We start from the raw sequence: 16,396 nt of genomic DNA, 5'->3' as shown, positions 1-16,396 counted from the left end.
GTACTGTCGGCAGTAGAAGGGCAGGGCTGATTATCCGCTGAAGAGTGCATAAGCGTCGCAAAGGTCACATTTGCGGCAAGGATCCCTAGAATGGTCGGTATGATTCCCAATGTTCCCATGGCCGAGGCCCTGCACCGTCAGTATGCGCCCTCCCAAGCCGCCTATGAACTGATACACACCCATTGCCAGATCATTGCCGCCCTCGCGGTGCGTATGGCTGACCAGGTCAACGAACGCCTGCTGCGTGACGATGACCCTGACGGTGTCCTACCCGAGCGTCCCCTGGATCGTGACCTGGTCCGCATAGGTGCCCTGCTGCATGACATCGGCACCTACAGGATTTTGAAGGATGACGGCTCCCAGGGTCGGCCCCTGACCTTCCAAGGCGAGCGGTACATCGAGCACGGGCTGGAGGGCTACCACCTGCTGCTGGATGCCGGGGTGGACGAGTCGGTGGCCCAGTTCGCCCGCAACCACACCGGAGTGGGACTGACCCGCCGCCAGGTGGAGGAGGAGCATCTGAATCTGCCGCCGGACGACTACCTGCCGGTCAATCCTGAGCAGGAGGTGGTCATGTATGCGGACAAGTTCCACAGCAAGCACCAGCCGCCCATTTTCGTCTCCGAGCCCACTGCCGCCAAGCGCACGGCCAAGTATGGTTCCGACAACCTGGCCCGCTGGAAGCAACTGGTGGCCCGGTATGGAGTACCGGATCTGCAGCCTCTGGCTAATTACTACGGCATGACCATCGTCTGATCCGGCCGGGCTGCTCCCCAGGAACTGCGGAAGCGACCACCGAATTCGCGCAGCATCCATGGGTCTGGTTGATAGGGGTCAACTGGATCGGTCCGGCAGGCCGCAACGACTTTCAAGAAAGAGACCATGCCTTGAGGCCCGTAAGCGTAAGGAGCTGCACACCAGACTGGGTTTCCCTCCAGGACGAGAGGTCGATCCGACCCACGGAGGAAGGCCAGATCCACGCTGATCGGAGCAGGCGATCGACCCTTGGCTGCCCGGAGGGCGCAGTTCTCGGCGATCGCTCGATGACTGGGATTGAAGATGGCGCCGTCGAAGACCGTGGTGATGGCTCGAGATTCCTCGCCCTCATGCAGGCAGTATCCGCTGGAGGCTACGATTTGGTCTCTGTCAACGATGACCCGCCACTCCTCATGGATATCGGGCAAGTGGGTCTGGAGGCGAATCATCGATTGCGCGGGGGCTGTTCGCAGACCACTCTGCAAGTCTTCAAGGGTTCGTCGGGCTGCCGGCAGGCCCGATACCCGGCCGGCGGCCAGCTGCGACCAGGGGCGCTGTCCCAAGCCAGATGGCAGCCGACGCCAGTTCAGAATGGTCTCGGCCGTCACAGTCAGAATCCTGCGTTCGGTCAGGGACTGATCCAGCTCATCCAGCCACAAAGTAAGTGGTGCTGACAGGGTCCAGGAGGGACGTCCATGGGAGGCCAGCCAGGCGTTCTGGGCGATCAGCAGCCCTGGGGTAATCCATATGGCTTCCTTGACACCGATCTCCCGAACTGGTCCGAATCCATGGTGATGGTGCAGGATAACCCTCCGTTGCCGGCGTGGATCCTTGTTGCTTAAATCGATTTGTTCGGTCATGACCCGGGGTATCCACTCCTCATGGGTAATGACCGAACAAATCAGTGCAGTGCTGTCCATCCCCGGCCCGGAAGGCTGCGGCTTAATCGACGATGAATCGGTCGTCGTAGGTGCCCTCGTCCACGGTGTCAGAACCCCCGGAGGTCAGGATGATCACGGTGCAGTCATGACGGCGGGAGACCCTCTTTAGTGTGGCCAGCAGGGTGTCCCAGTCGCTTGGCTCAAGACCTTCGGTGGGCTCGTCGGCGATGAGCACGTCGCATTCGCAGCACAGGGCACGGGCCACGGAAGCCAGGCGGAAGTCCAAGTGGCCCAGATCAGCGGTCAGCTTGTCCTGCAGGCGCTCCGGGAAGCCCACCTCGTCCAGCAGCTGACGGGCCAGATTGTCCTTGGGGCCCAGGAAAGTGCGCCCGCTGGCATCCATGGTGTAGACAAGATTCTGTACGGCGGTCAGGTCGCGCCTTAAGGCATCGGTACCAAAGATGGCTCCGATCTGGTGGCCGCGATAGTCGGAGGCCAGCAATTGGCGCAGGTCCGTGCCACGGAAGAGCACGCTGCCTTGGGTGGGGGCGCGCAGACCGGTCATCAGGGCCATCAGAGCGGCTCGTCTGGAAGGCGAAGTGGTCTCCACCGAGTAGATGCGGCGACGCTGGAATTCCAGATCGACATCATCCAGGATCTGTTCGGGACGACCCTGGACCTTGCGCGTGTAATCCACATGCTTCAGGGAGAGCACCGGGTAGCCGCCAGGAACCAACACCCGCTGGCCATCGGTCTCCAGCAGTGGGTCCTCCTCCTGATCATCGTCAGGATCCTCGGCATTTTCCTGCTCGATGACCACCTTGAAAGCGGCCATCGACACGTCTTCTTCCGAAGAACCATCCTCCTCGGACTGTTCGCCCGTCTGAGTGGCTGCTTCTTCCTCGGATTCGGGCAGCGGTTCGGCGCCGGTGTTCTCGTCGGCTTTTTGCTCAGCATCGGCTGTTGTTTGAGGGGCTTGCTTCTGGTCGGCGGCCTTGGCTGCAGCTTTTTCCTGGGATTCTTCGTCTGGCTGCTGGTCCGATGTCTTTTCGCTCATGCCTCGTCCTCCAGGTCGTTGGTGTATAGCTGGGCGGTTCTAAAGGCCGCTACCCTGGCAGCTGCTGCCAGGGCGAGAACCAGGCAGACGGCCAGGCCAATCAGGGTCAGCTTCCAGATCAGACCAGCATGAGGCATGCTGGCCAGGTTCCCCAGCCGGAAGAGCGACCGGCCCAACGGCCGACTGATCGCGGCGCCCAGCACCAGGCCCAGCACCAGCCCGGGCAGGGTGAGCAAGAGGGTCTCCAAGGCGAACTGCCAGCCCAGCCGAGCCTTGTGGACCCCGATGGTGATGGCCATGCCGATTTCGTTGGCACGGTTGCGCAGCATGAGGAACAGACAGCCCAGCAGAATCAGTCCGCCCAGCAGGCAAACCAGGATAATGGTGGTTCGCGCCTGCTCGGCGGCCCGGTGAACAGGCTCCATCCGCCGTTGGTAGTCCTTCAGGCTGGGGGAGTCGATGTCATATTGCGAGGCCTTGAGTCCGTCCTTGCGCAGCTCCTTGATGAACTTCTGGTAGGTGCTTGGCGAATCCAGGACGAAGGCGACGAGCAGTTCATGGCCGGGGTCTCCAGGCTTGCTGGCTGCATCCAGCCCCAGCATGGCAAAGGTGGGATAGGCCGTGTAGATGGCCCGGTTGGCGGCCTGATCCGCGGCCTTGCGATAGTGGTAGGTGCCGGAGATGGTCAGCTTGACCTGCTGATCCTGCTGGCGAGGATCCTTGATGGTCAGGGTGTCGCCCACCTTGAGCTTGTTGGCCTGCGCCATCTGCTTGGAGATCAGCACGGTCTGGGTGCCGGAGGCATTCTGGGAGGCGTAGTCCAGCCCCTTGCCCTGATCCACTGCGAAGGGGCCGTGAGGCAGGGTGGGTTCGGCCTCCTTGTCGGAGACCCCCACCAGGGAGTAGGTGCCTGACTGGGGCAGTCCCTCCGGGCTGATGTCGGCGGTCTCATGGAAGTAGGCCTTGTACTGCATGCCATCCATCTGCAGGCGCTGGGCGTACTTGGAATACTCGTTCCAGCCCAGTGGAGAGGCCTTGGTTCCCTTGCGCGGGCTGATGACGGCATCCACCTGTTGGGATTCGTAGTCTGTGGTACGTGCCTTGGTGTCAGCCTGGAGCACGGTAGCCGCCGTCGTGGCCAGAGCGGTCACGACCAGGCAGACCAGAACCATGACCAGGCTCCGCGCCGCATGCCGCCTGATGGTGAACCAGGCGTTCTTGAGAACGAACATGACACCCTTCCTGATAGCGTTCCAGGGATGACCGGGCGGCCCACAATGGCGGGCCTAAAGTCCGGTCGCCGTCCTCCAGTCTAGCCAGGGACGCTCCCAAGCTAGCGGTGCGAACTTGGAGCTTGCTGAATGTCTCGCTCGGCCCCCTGTTGGTCGGCGTGGGAGAAGTTGCGCACCTTCAAAGAGACGACCAGGGCAGCCAGAATCAGCACCAAGGTGAAGACCAGTCCGTAGTGGGTGCCCCTGGTGAAGGCTTGGGCTTTATCAACACCGGTTGCCTGCCCCTCGCCCATGGCCAGCAGGGAGGTGGTGATGGCTGTGGCCACGGCTCCTACGATCTGCTGCATGGTGTTGATGATGGTGCTTCCATCGCCGGACTGCGGGCCGCTCAGTGAGTTGAGCGCGTAGGTCTGGGCCGGCGACATGGCCAGGGGGCAGCCGATCATCAAAATAATGTGGGCAGCCACCACCAAGGCCACAGGGGTGTGCGGGCCGGTGAACAGGAGGATGACCGTGCCAAGCAGGGCGACAAGGAATCCGCAGCGGACGGGCATCCGGGCTCCGAAGCCGTCATAGAGCCGGCCGGCGAAGGCTGAGACCAGGGCGTTGATGGCGCCGCCGGGCAGCATGAGGATGCCGGTCATGGCTACGGGCAGAAGCAGTCCCCGCTGCAGGAACTGGGGCAGCAGATACATGGAGGAGAGGATGACTGCAAAGTCCAGCATGACCAGGGTGGCACCGTAGCGGAAGGCCGGGATGGAGAAGATGCGCAGGTTGAGCACCGGGTGCTCCAGGCCCAGCTGGCGACGAATATAGAGGACCAGTGCAGCCAGGGCCACAACCAGAATGATCAGGGTGACCGGGGAGAGCCATCCATAACGGCTGGCCAGGCTGACTCCTGCCACCAGTCCGCCGAAGCCGACAATGGACTCCAGAATAGAGGCCAGGTCGGGACGCTGGTGGGTGATGGTTCCTACGTTCTTCAGGAAGCAGACGGCGAAGATCAGAGCCACCACCAGGAAGGGGGTGAAGAACCAGAAGATCCAGTGCCAGGTCAGCTTGCCCAGGATGATCCCGGTCAGGGTCGGGCCGATTGCCGGGGCGAACATGATGACCAGAGCGCACATGCCCATGACCGTGCCCAGACGGGCAGGAGGGAAGATCAGCATGGCCACGGTGAACATGAGCGGCAGGATCAGGCCAGTGCCGATGCCCTGGATCAGCCGTCCCGTCAGCAGAACGGGGAAGGTGGGGGCCATGGCCGAGACCACTGAGCCCGCCAGGAAGGCGACCAGGCCGAAGATCACGGTCTGCCTGGTGGTGAACCACTTGGAGATCAGGCTGGAGAAGGGCAGGACGATGCCGATGACCAGCATGTACCCCGTGACCAGCCACTGCACGGTTGAGGCGGGGATCTGGAAGCTCTCCATCAGGTTGGGCAGGGCGATATTGAGCGAGGTCTCGCTCAGCATGCCCACGAAGGCCCCGATCATCAGCGCGGCGATGGCCGGCCAGGGATGGGGGACGGCCGGTCGTGACCGGTGAACAGAGACAGGGGTGGACGTGTTGTGCACGATAATGATCTCCTTCTTCAGACAAACAGCACGCCATCTTAGGGAGGCGGTCATTTTTTCGTAAGTCGGCATGTCTACTCGCTTCGCCGAAGGCGTGCCGCATCGGAACGGAAAAGGTTATGCTCGGGAATGGTCGTCAGAGACCATAAGGAGGGTGCGTGTGGATTGGCATGCAGCGGTCTACGGGTCAAGAGCCGTTGGTTCAGGAGGCCATGGTTTCTATGATTCGGGCGACGACGAGGAGGGGCGGACTTTCGGTGATCCAGACACCATCTCCGATGCCGCTCTGCGTCGATTGGGGGGCAAGGCTTACTTCCGTGCCCATCAACTGCTGGATGACCGCCGCTTTACAGACCTGCGCCTGCGGCACCTGGGAGCTTTGACCGTCCTCAAGGGGCGTGTGCCCGCCACCTATCAGCCGGACGGTGACTGCATGGTCCAGGCTCGGCTGGATGAGCAGGCCCATCGCGTCATTGACTCCTCATGCACCTGCCGGGCATTTGGGCGCCAGGGTCCTGCCTGCAAGCATGTGGTCGCCCTGATCATGGCCTACAACGAGTCCAGCCAGTCCTTTGCAGGATCGGATGACTGGGCCGGCGAACAGGGTCGGTCCGGTTCCGCCCGGTCAACTTCGGGACCTCTGGCAGCCTACATGCATCGGCAGGAGGGTCGGCGGCGGCAGGCCTTTCGTGACCGCCAGCTGAGCCTGCTCAAGCAGGAGAACGGGCCGGTTGGTGGCCGTCACCTGCCCATCGGCTCGGTCGGGCTGATTCCCGACCTGACCAGCGAGCGCGGAGGCTGGCTGGTCCGTCTGCACATCACTCTGTCATCCCACGGGGTCGCCTACCTGGTCAAGGACCTGCCGGCCCTGCTGCGCGCTGTGGACCAGGGCGAATTCATGTCTTACGGACGGCGGTTGGCCTTCATCCATTCTCGTGACACTTTTGATGACCGGGCCCAGGCTCTGCTGACCATTCTGGAAAGGGCCGGTGCCATCCGCCGTAGTCTGGCTGAGCAGGAGGGGGGCATGCGCCGCCGTCTTACCCGTGCAGGATTGTCGGGGATCCGGCTCAGCGACGACGAGGTGGCTCAGATCCTCGACCTGTTCGTGGACTCTGGACTCACCCTGGACTACACGCCTCCCGAGGATTCTTTCCTGCAGACCATGCCTGCCCCTGTAGTTGGCGGGGATCCGGACCCTGGCATCGCGGTCAGCAAGGAGGCGGATGGCTACCGGATCACCCATGCCCTGGCCGTGGAACGCTTCGTCGTAGGCCAAGCACATTCTTTCGTTATCGTGCGCCCCTCACAGCCCGGCATAGGGCTGGATCCGGGACCGGTCATCCACCGCTGCAGCGCGCATTTCATGCGTCATCGGGACCTGCTGGAGACCCTCTGCCGCCCTGGCGAAGATCGGGATCTGCATCTGGATGCCGACGACCTGGATCTGTTCGCCCGGACCGTCCTGCCTGACCTGAATCAGGGTTCCCAGGAAGGATCTGGACTCTCCGCCAGCCTGCCCGAAGAGCTGGATGCCCGGCGGCGGATGCCCTGCAGGATTGAACTTTACTTGGACAGGGATCGGCAGGGGGTCAGCTGCGATCTCAAGGCCCGCTATGGGGACCGTCTACTGCCAGTCGGTGCTGATCCCGCCTCGGAGGATGAACCCGGCAGGGATCGGGAGAGCGAGTCTTTGGCCCGGCAGACGGTCCGCCGTTATTTCCCTCTGATGGAGGAGGGGCTGGCCCGTATCCCCGAGGAGAACGAGGAGGCTATCCACACCCTGCTGACCCGGGGCCTGCCCGTGCTCAAGGGCCTGGGACGGGTCTTCTCCACCCCGGCCTTCGACGGACTGAGCGTCGTCTCTCATCCGCAGATCCGCGTGGGTGTCAGGGTGCGCTCCGGTCTGGTCGAGATCTCGCCCATCGCCGATGAGGTACGACCCGAGGAGGCTGCTGCCATCCTGGCTGACCATCGCCGCCGGCGCCGTTTCCATCGGCTGCGCAACGGGGCCTTCGTCGAGTTGGCTGATCTGAATACGGATGCTGTGGACACCCTGGCTGAAGACCTGGGCATTGACCCTGCTGATCTGGCCAAGGGGCCGGTCCGGGTGCCTGACTTCCAGCTCGGCTACCTGGATGCTTTGGTGCCCGAGCAGGATCGCGATTCCAGTTTCCGTGATTATCTGAAGGAGCGCAAGCCCGATCCTCAGGTGTTCAGGATCCCCGATGGGCTGCGCGGGCAGCTCAGACCCTATCAGGCAGAAGGGCTGCGTTGGCTATGCACTCTGAGCGACCGCGGCTTCGGCGGCATTCTTGCCGACGAGATGGGTCTGGGCAAGACCATACAGATGCTGGCCTACCTGCTCTCCCGTCGGGATCAGGCCCGAGATCGAGGACCTTCGCTGATCGTCTGTCCGGCCTCCTTGGTCTACAACTGGGAGGCCGAGTGCCGCCGCTTTACGCCGGATCTGCGGGTAGCGGTCCTGGCGGGAGGACGCAGCCAGCGTCAGGCTCTGCTGGATCAGGCCGGTTCCTACGATCTGCTGATTACCTCATACGATCTGCTCAGGCGGGATCTGGATCGGTATCGGAGTCTGCCCTGGTATGCCCTGGTTTTGGATGAGGCCCAGTACATCAAGAACCACGCCACCAAGGCCGCCCGTGCCGTACGTGCTCTGGACAGCCTGCACCGGTTCGCTCTGACGGGCACACCCATCGAGAACCGGCTGTCCGAGCTTTGGAGCATCTTTGACTTCCTGATGCCGGGGATGCTGGGTCCATACTCTCGGTTCCGGGACCGCTTCGAAATGCCCATACTCAGCGGAGACCAGGATGCCCAGTCCCGGCTCCAGGCCCTGGTGGGACCCTTCATTCTGCGCCGGCTCAAGTCCCAGGTGTTGACGGATTTGCCCGAGAAGATCGAAAACGTGATCAGCGTGCCCCTGCAGGGCCGGCAGCGTAAGCTCTATGCAGCCCTTGAGCAGGAGCTGAGGGCCACGCTCAACAAGGAAAGGGATCAGGAGTATGAGGTCGGCAAAATCCAGGTTCTGGCCCAGCTGACCAGGCTGCGGGAGGTCTGCTGCGATCCGCGTCTGGTCTACCAGGATCAAGGCCGGGACCGGCGCGGCGATTCGGCCAAGTTGGATGCCATCGAGGATCTGGTGGTCTCCTGTCAGGATGCCGGACGGAAGATGCTGATCTTCTCCCAGTTCACCTCCTACCTGGACCTGATAGCCCAACGGCTCCGTCGGCTGGACGTGCCCTACGATCTGATCACCGGCGCCACCTCCAAGAAGCGGCGGCTGGAGCTGGTGGAACAGTTCAATAGGGATGCTACGCCGGTCTTTCTGATCTCCCTGAAGGCCGGCAACACCGGACTCAACCTGACTGGAGCCTGTGTGGTGGTCCATGCGGACCCCTGGTGGAATGCCGCAGCCCAGGAGCAGGCCAATGACCGCGCCCACCGGATCGGTCAGACCCAGGACGTCAACGTCTACCAGATCGTAGCCAAGGACACCATCGAGGAACGCATCCTCAACCTGCAGCATAGCAAGAGCGACCTGGCCTCGCGCTTTGTCGACTCGGCCGCATCCACTGGTGCAGCCAGCGTGGCCAGGCTGAGCAGAAAAGACCTTCTGGCCCTTCTGAGCTGATCCGAAACGGCTGCTGATCTACTAGTCAATGGTCATGAATACAGCATCATGGTGACGAGACCCTTGGGTCACGGCCTCGGTTATTCTTGATGTATTAGTCAAATCGAAAGACTATATGTATGAGCAGATTGTTGGTTGCTCCGCCGGTGGTTTTGTCGGTTTGACAGCAGTTGACTATTCGGTTCTGGGAGTCTGGTCACCTTCAGCTCCTTTGATGGCAGGAAGCTTGGAGGGAAAGCATGATCAGCGGTGTGCAGATGTTCTGCTCAGAGTTTATGGGTACAGCCATCATGATGGCCATCGCTGTCATGGTCGCAGCCAGCAGGTCACTCCCCAAGACGGGGGCCTATCGGGCCGACTGGATCAACGCTTCATTGGGTTGGGGTCTTGCTGTTTATGTAGGCGTATATGCGGGGTGGAGAACGGGCGGTCATCTTAATCCGGCTGTGACCTTGGCCAGGGTGGTCGGTCACTGGATTGATCCACAAGCGACTTTGAATGGTCTGGCTGTGGGCAAGGGTGGCATTCCGGTTACCTCAGCCAACGTAGCCATTTTTATTTCCGCCCAGTTCCTGGGGGCTTTCTTTGGCTCCTGCCTGGGCTACCTGGGCACTCGCAAGCATTTCGAACTTCCGACCGATACAGATACCAAACTTATGGTTTTCTGTACCAAGCCTGCTATACGTTCGAATTTCTGGAATCTGACGTCGGAGGCTATCGGCACGGCCATTCTGGTTACCTGGGTTTTCCTCAATGGGGGGACTCCTACCCAGGTTGGGCCCTTGGGCGTGGCCCTGGTCATCACGGTTCTGGTCATGGCCCTCGGCGGGGTTTCTGGTGCGGCTATGAATCCGGCACGTGACTTTTCCGCTCGATTGGCATACTGCCTTCTGCCCATGTCCGGCAAGAAGGATGCGGACTGGAACTACGCCTGGATTCCCTTTGCCGGGCCGATCATCGGAGCCTGCATTGGTGTGCTAGCTCCTGCCTGGATGGGGCTTCTGCCTTGATTGTCGGCATGGAAAAGCCCCTGGACCTGTCAGGGGGTTATTACGACAGGACCGGGGGTCGAGTTAGTTGAGGTAGCTCAAGCTCAGTAGCTGGCTGAGGTGGGCTCCTGGAAGCGGACTGTCAGCCCGCGGCCGTGGTGAAGGAACATCTCTGCACCGTGGCGGTCGACGTCGCGATGGGTGAAGAGCATGCGGATGGCGAAAGCCGTCTGAACGTCATCGGGCAGATCCAGGAAGGCCTTGTGGGCATCCCAGCCGTCGGCAGCGACAGCCTTGTTGGGTACGTAGGCATATCCATAGCCGTCCTCGTCCACGTAGCCCAGGAATGGCAGATCCCATGCCTGGTGGTAGCTCAATTGATCCTTGTAATCCTCGACCTTCTTGAGGGCCTCCTCGCTGATGCCGTACTTACGGGCGACCTCGTTGGCCTTGGCGGTCTTCGCGGCGGCATCTTTTTCGAACATGGAAGTATCAACAACAATGACTGTATCGTCTGCCATGACTGACCTTTCTGTGTGACGGCCTGCACGTGTGACAATCGACATCATGACCGTGCAGAGCCATGACCGTTCAGGTGACCGTCCATCGTCGACGGTGACCTCTGGATGCAAGATTCCTTCCACTTGCAAGAATAGCAAATTTCGTCTGCAGATAGGGGCAGGGAACCGTGAGGTTCGCCATAGGTGGCTGTCACCAGTGAAGAAGAGGCCCAGCTGTGTTCTCATGCGGGGAACGATTAGCCCAGGTCAGCATCCTGATCCCTGCGATGCCGCAACAAGCACATCAGTGCCAGGCCGAGGACGGCAGTGCCGATAGCCAGCGCTACAGGCATGACCATGTCTGAGCCTGAGGCGGCTAGGGCTTGGGAATCTGCAGATGGCTTTGCTTGGTCATCAGAAGATTGGTTTCCTGGCGCAGGTTTTCGACTATCGCTGGTTTGGCCCGGTTTGCTGAGTGCATTATTAGATTCGCCCGGCTTGTTCGGTTCTACCGGCGGGATCGGCTTGGCATGTTCTCCGGAGTTGCCAGGGTGGTCGGGCTTGGCCGGCTTGGCCTGGTAGGTGTTGGTGAAGGTGGGGTTGTTGCCGTCGATGGTGGCTTGGAGCTGGCCGTTGAGGTCGTCGGTGACGTGGACGGTGATCCGGTGCGTCTTCTGGTCGTAGGTGATGCCGGGCAGGCTGCCCTGGGCCTCGCTCACGGAGTACGTGTAGTCGCCGGCCTCGGTCAGGGTCAGGTCGGGGAATGCGACGGTCCCGTCGGCCTTGTTGGATGCCTGGGTCGGCTTCCCGCCCTTGGTGTTCTGCAGGAGGAAGTCGAACTCTCCGGCTTTCAGGCCCCGGCCTTCCAGGTGCTTGAAGGCGGTGAGCCTGACCGTGGCCGGCTTGGCCTGGTAGGTGTTGGTGAAGGTGGTGTCCTTGCTGGTGACGGTGGCTTGGAGCTGGCCGTTGAGGTCGTCGGTGACGTGGACGTCGACCGTGGCCGCGTGCCGGTCGTAGGTGATGCCGGGCAGGCTGCCCTGGTCCTCGCGGATGGTGTAGTGGTAGTCGCCGGCCTTGGTCAGGGTCAGGTCGTTGAAGGCGATCCTGCCCTGGGCGTCGTTGGATGCCGAGCCCGCTTCATGGCCGGTCTGCCCGTCGTACAGGTGGAAGGTGAACTCCCCGGCTTTCAGGTTCCGGCCCTGCAGGCGCTTGGTGGCGGTGATGACGGGCTTGGCCGGCTTGGCCTGGTAGGTGTTGGTGAAGACCGCCGTGTCTATCTTCTTGCCCTTGCTGTCAGTCCACTGCGCCTTGGCGGTACGGTGTAGCTGAGCTGCATCGGTTGTCAAAGTGATGGTCAGGATTGCAGTGCTCTGATCATACGTCAGGCCAGGAATGGAGCCGGTTTCCTGGTGTATACGATACTGGTAGCTGCCATCGTCGGGCAGAGCAGACACGTTGACGGGCACCTGGGCATTTTTGTTGTCGGCGTCTATGGTGATTTGGCTGGGCAACGCTGCGGACGGTGCGCCATTCAGGGGCTCGGCAGTTAACGTGAATGAGTCTGAGTTGAGCCAGTTCCTGCCTTGGATCTGTACTTTGACTCCTGCAGACACCTCATTGGTGTCCATTGTTCCTGTCAGGCCACAGTTGTTGAAATCCAGGGATTGGCTGGCTGTGTCCACCATATCCTCGGCCTTCTGGAACTTAATATCCTTGATGACGGCGCCTTTCATGGCTCCGTCCTCCAGTATGTCGCTGGCTGAGGAGTTTTCGCTCGGGCTGGCTCCGCTGGCCTTTTGGATTGTTGTAGTCAGGTGGGTCCAGTTCGTATTCGGAGCGGGGTCGAACCGCAGGTGGAATTGCCCTGCCGGTATATTGGTCAGTTCGTACTTGCCCTGGGAATCAGATTTTGTGCTCAGATCATCATGTGGGGTGACGACCGACTTGGCGGGCTTGTCGTCAGTATCGTTGAGCAGGGTCACTTTGACATCTTTAAGCAGAATATCGTCCGAAGAGCGGGTGCCGTCCCCATCGACGTCGTACCATACGATGCCACTGATGGAACGTTGAACAACCATGGCCTGGGCAGGCATTTGGTTCAGTGCATTGCCCCAGCGATTCCGATAGAGGTCGCCGGAGGAGTTGTTTCCGGGATTTATATGGAAAGTAATGTCATAGCGGAATTGGTTGGGCTGCCCATCGATGATGAAGGCCCAGGCCACCACGTTTGCAGGCATTTTCACTTCGCCACTTGTTGTGTTGAAGTCAGCCTCGTCCCAAGAGAGGTATTCCTGGGATTGTATGGAACTCGTGTCATTGACCCGCCATCGAGAATCTGTGGTGTAGCGGATGGTGATTCCGCTCAGACTAGCTCCCGCCGAAGCTTTTACGTTCATATCGGCAAAAGTAGGTTCCCCGTGGAAGTCGGGTTTACCGCTTGTCTGTTTGTACGGCATGATGTCGATGGCATAGTGATGCTGCTTGCCACTGCCTGAGGTGCTGCTCAGCATGTTGGTGAAGCCGATTGGTGCACCGACTTCATTAGTGTCCTGTACGGCCGAGGTGGAAAGGGTGGTTGTGTTGGTCCGCCAAGCGTGGATGGTGAAGGAATCGGCAGTCTTCAAGTATGTGTTGGGCTGGGACATATTCTGTTTTGACTGAACTGTGGCAGAGGTCGTCAGGTCTTCGTTGGAGCCGATGTCTTTGTTAGGGTCAGTCAGGTCACCCAGGGAGGTGGAGAAGTGGATGACGCGGTTGTTGCCGTCCACAGGGATGTTGGTCAATGTCCAGGACAGAGTGGTGATTCCGGTTACGGAGTCCGTGCTCACTGATGGCTCACAGGCGGTTCCGCCCTCTATGTGGCCCATTTCAGGCGTGGCTTCCGTATATGTGCCACCCAATCGGGCGCTGCCGGGGATGTAGTGGAGCTTTGCTGGCAGTTTGTCGGTGATGTAGAGTTCGGTTTTGGCGCCCTTGTTGGCTTGGGAAGCTGATGTGCCGGTGTTGATGGTTAGCCGCCAGTCAACGAACCGTTGATCGCTGTCTATGTCAAAGTATTCTTTGGGTTTGGAATTGGTGCTTGTTTGTGCCACGGCGTTGGAGATGGTGTTGGTTTCGCCGGCTACATAGAGGCTGTCCCCGTGTTCATTGCCGCCGGTGTCTCCGCCCAGGTAACCGTTTATTTGGTCATAGTTGGCCTTGGTATAGCCTCCGACTGACGTGGCTAAGACGGGAGATTTGATTTTGGCCAGCTCGTAGGGGTTCTGTTTCTTGGCCCACTCCTCCCATTCCTGATCGCTGGAGTTCTCGGGGCTTAACCCGGCCATAGCTGCTAATTGGCTGCGGGTGAAAGTGCGCGAAACTGATGTCAGCTGGGCTACCGAACTTACTTTGGCATCGGGGAGGACGTTGATCACAAATCCGCCGAAGCCGAATCGGGAATTCTCTTCGGCAAACCTGGAGGGCGCGGCGGTGCGCCCGCCCAGCAGCATGCCTACAACCGTGCCATGCTTCTTTGCTTCCTCCTGCGTGCTATAAAAGTTCAGATCCTCTATGTCGGCATTGGCTTGCTCAGTGTCGTTTTTCCAGTCCTTTCCGTCGGGTTTGGTGGCGTACATGACCAGATCCAGCAACGGGTTTTTATCGCTCGTTGGATCATTGTATTTGCCGTTCTGCCAGATGCCGTTGCCCCAGGGAAGATCCAGACCGTCGGAGTTTGGCAGTCCAACTACCTTTGGGTCGATCTTGACCAAGGACATTCCCAGCAGAGGCAGATCGGCCTTGCTGGTTTTGAAGTTGAAGCCGGCCGTTACCCGCACTTTGGTCCCTGCGACTGCTGAGTCGGTACCCCGTAGATTGTCAGGAGCAGTCCACCACCCGCAGTCCACGCCGTCATCAAAAAAGTTAGGAGCCGTCATGCAACTGTACTGAATGATGTTGCTGATGCCTGCCTTTATTGTGCTGGAGCTCTGCGTGAAGATGACGTTGTGCCACATGTCATCGGATTGGTCGGTTTGGTTTGACGTGTCCGTGGGGCCGGTGGCAGAGGGTAAAGACTGGTTTGATAGCGATTTCGCACTCAGGTTGCCGTCGTCGACCTTGCTCTGCAAGCTGAGACCGGTCTGTCCATAGTAGTTGGCCACGTCCTTGTCGCCGACAGTGGAGGGGTTGAAGACATATAGGTAACCAGTGGAGATTTCGGCCACTTCCTGTCGCGTGCAGTCAGTCGAGGCCAGGGCAGTCGTGCACCTGGCGTCTGGTGCATAGGTGTGTCCCAGATAGGGGAAGGGGTCGTTGGTTTTATAGTCCTTCAAAGTCAGGTCCAGCCTGAGGCCCTGGCTGTTGCGCTGTTCAGCCACGGTGTATTGACCATTGCCTTGGACTTGGTCCTTCCCAGCCGTGCCACCCGTGGATCGGGCATAGCCATAGTTGCTGAGAGTGGGTCTCCAGCCCTGATCGCCGGTGTTGCGTCCGCTGTTGTTGAAGTCGCCGTCGATGGTGCCGATGTCCCAGAAGTAGGGTTGCAGATCCGCTATCTTCGGGTAGGCATCTCCGCCAGCGGTCTGCCACAAATTGCTCAGTGACAGGGAAAAGGTAATGGGGCCAGTGGGAACATCCAGACCCTTGAGGCCCTTGGTCCGATCGGGCCAACGCATGTCAACGGCCCAGTTGAACTTGCTGATGATCCCCTTGCGCTTACCCAGCTCATGGTTGGGGTAATTGCTGGCGGCTGGGGTGTTGAAGTCGAATGTTTGGTTGCCGGAGCCTTCATTGGTCCCGCCAGTGATTCGCAGGTTCAGATTAAGCTTGGCCGACACGGTGACCTGATCGGATGTGGCTGAAGCAGGATCGGTCTTGGTGGTGGTATTCGGAGCGCCCCAGGCTTGGACCTCGGGGGCGAATTTGCTGCCATTGGGCATGCTTCGGACCCGAAGGACCAGAGTGACGCTGGAGGATCCCGGAATAACGGTAGGCACATTCTGTGGGGCGGTGAGTAGCCTGTAAACGGTAAGCACCTGTGTCGGATGACCGTCGATAGTCTCTGTAGTTTGCTTTGGCTGGTATTCCGGCGTAGTGTCCACCCAGCCCATGGAATTCACATCAAAGGTGACCTGGTCCTCAGGCTGGCTCAGTTTGAATTGGAAGCCTATTCGGCCTCGGCGATAGCTGGTGGTCTCGCTGCGGGTATTTACGGCAAAAGAGTAGGTGTAGGACACCTTATCGAAAGTGCGCACTATGTCATTGTCTGCATCGTGGTCGTCGCCGGGGTTGTTGTCGTTGTCGAAAGGAGCCGTGCCGGTGGAGCGGGATGCCTGGGACAGTGTGGTGACCACGGCGTCGTCGGTGTCCAACATGTCCTTGATTGCCGATTTGGTGGTCGGCCCTGTGCTGGGTTGTATGGGTGCGGCCTGGTTCGGGGTGGCCGACTCCGACTTCTGAGTGGTTTGGGCTGCTCCGGACGCGGCGGTGCCTGACTGTGGAGTCGAGGTTTGGGTCGACGTGGACGATGTCTGCTGTGCTTGTGTTGTTGCAGATGTTGATGTGGAGGCGGTGGTCTGGGCATCAGCTGTCTGTCCACCATCGGCTAAGGCCATAGTGGGTATTAACGTGGCCATAGCCAACAGGCCGGCCAGGACTTTTCCGCTCAAATTACCCTTTGCCACGTTTCTCCTTTTGAGCGCCGACGACCGACTGGGGCGTCGGGCCGGGGCATCCCCTTCAGATCATCCGGTCGACTGTCTACGATGGTTCT

General features: G+C 60.1%; 9 protein-coding genes. 3 read left to right on the top strand and 6 right to left on the bottom strand.

What is annotated here, in order from left to right; all coding sequences use genetic code 11:
* Window positions 1-90 precede the first annotated feature (90 nt).
* Window positions 91-756, top strand: coding sequence for an HD domain-containing protein (locus P273_RS0107215; protein WP_024627783.1), 666 nt, complete (start codon window positions 91-93; stop codon window positions 754-756).
* On the opposite strand, the gene P273_RS0107210 is transcribed toward P273_RS0107215, so the two are convergent.
* The 4 genes from P273_RS0107210 to P273_RS0107195 form a co-directional block, all read right to left on the bottom strand.
* Window positions 735-1,616 carry a hypothetical protein gene (locus P273_RS0107210; protein ID WP_024627782.1) on the bottom strand — a complete coding sequence of 294 codons (882 nt, stop codon included), beginning with the start codon at window positions 1,614-1,616 and terminating at the stop codon, window positions 735-737. The two genes, P273_RS0107215 and P273_RS0107210, sit on opposite strands and share 22 nt — an antisense overlap.
* 82 nt (window positions 1,617-1,698) lie before the next feature.
* Window positions 1,699-2,694 carry an ATP-binding cassette domain-containing protein gene (locus P273_RS09590; RefSeq protein WP_024627781.1) on the bottom strand — a complete coding sequence of 332 codons (996 nt, stop codon included), beginning with the start codon at window positions 2,692-2,694 and terminating at the stop codon, window positions 1,699-1,701.
* The gene (locus P273_RS0107200) at window positions 2,691-3,926 is read right to left on the bottom strand and encodes an FtsX-like permease family protein (RefSeq protein ID WP_024627780.1); all 1,236 of its coding nucleotides are present in this window, start codon (window positions 3,924-3,926) and stop codon (window positions 2,691-2,693) included. Before P273_RS0107200 ends, P273_RS09590 begins: the two co-directional genes overlap by 4 nt.
* A gap of 101 nt (window positions 3,927-4,027) precedes the next feature.
* Window positions 4,028-5,500 carry a DHA2 family efflux MFS transporter permease subunit gene (locus P273_RS0107195; protein ID WP_024627779.1) on the bottom strand — a complete coding sequence of 491 codons (1,473 nt, stop codon included), beginning with the start codon at window positions 5,498-5,500 and terminating at the stop codon, window positions 4,028-4,030.
* 160 nt (window positions 5,501-5,660) lie between these two features.
* On the opposite strand from P273_RS0107195, the gene P273_RS0107190 reads away from it, so the two are divergent.
* Both P273_RS0107190 and P273_RS0107185 read left to right on the top strand, forming a co-directional pair.
* Window positions 5,661-9,155 (top strand): SNF2-related protein, encoded by a 3,495-nt coding sequence (locus tag P273_RS0107190; protein WP_024627778.1) that lies wholly within the window; start codon window positions 5,661-5,663, stop codon window positions 9,153-9,155.
* Between the two features lie 239 nt (window positions 9,156-9,394).
* Complete coding sequence (locus P273_RS0107185; protein ID WP_024627777.1) at window positions 9,395-10,165, top strand: MIP/aquaporin family protein; 771 nt, start codon at window positions 9,395-9,397, stop codon at window positions 10,163-10,165.
* 83 nt (window positions 10,166-10,248) lie between these two features.
* On the opposite strand, the gene P273_RS0107180 is transcribed toward P273_RS0107185, so the two are convergent.
* Together P273_RS0107180 and P273_RS0107175 are read right to left on the bottom strand one after the other, a co-directional pair.
* Window positions 10,249-10,665, bottom strand: a complete 417-nt coding sequence (locus tag P273_RS0107180; RefSeq protein WP_024627776.1) for a hypothetical protein — start codon at window positions 10,663-10,665, stop codon at window positions 10,249-10,251.
* 236 nt (window positions 10,666-10,901) lie between these two features.
* Window positions 10,902-16,307, bottom strand: coding sequence for a Spy0128 family protein (locus tag P273_RS0107175; protein ID WP_155804725.1), 5,406 nt, complete (start codon window positions 16,305-16,307; stop codon window positions 10,902-10,904).
* Window positions 16,308-16,396 lie beyond the last annotated feature (89 nt).

Origin of the sequence: Bifidobacterium sp. A11 (assembly GCF_000499185.1) — a bacterium.
Taxonomy (GTDB): domain Bacteria; phylum Actinomycetota; class Actinomycetes; order Actinomycetales; family Bifidobacteriaceae; genus Bombiscardovia; species Bombiscardovia mizhiensis.
Note: the sequence above shows the minus strand (reverse complement) of the source record. Positions and strands in the feature narration are given on the sequence as shown.

What these genes read in the sequence shown, in the direction of transcription:
- P273_RS0107185 (WP_024627777.1), top strand. Translation starts at nt 9,395, where the DNA reads ATGATCAGCGGTGTGCAGATGTTCTGCTCAGAGTTTATGGGTACAGCC.
- P273_RS0107215 (WP_024627783.1), top strand. Translation starts at nt 91, where the DNA reads ATGGTCGGTATGATTCCCAATGTTCCCATGGCCGAGGCCCTGCACCGT.
- P273_RS0107210 (WP_024627782.1), bottom strand. Translation starts at nt 1,616, where the DNA reads ATGACCGAACAAATCGATTTAAGCAACAAGGATCCACGCCGGCAACGG.
- P273_RS09590 (WP_024627781.1), bottom strand. Translation starts at nt 2,694, where the DNA reads ATGAGCGAAAAGACATCGGACCAGCAGCCAGACGAAGAATCCCAGGAA.
- P273_RS0107180 (WP_024627776.1), bottom strand. Translation starts at nt 10,665, where the DNA reads ATGGCAGACGATACAGTCATTGTTGTTGATACTTCCATGTTCGAAAAA.
- P273_RS0107200 (WP_024627780.1), bottom strand. Translation starts at nt 3,926, where the DNA reads ATGTTCGTTCTCAAGAACGCCTGGTTCACCATCAGGCGGCATGCGGCG.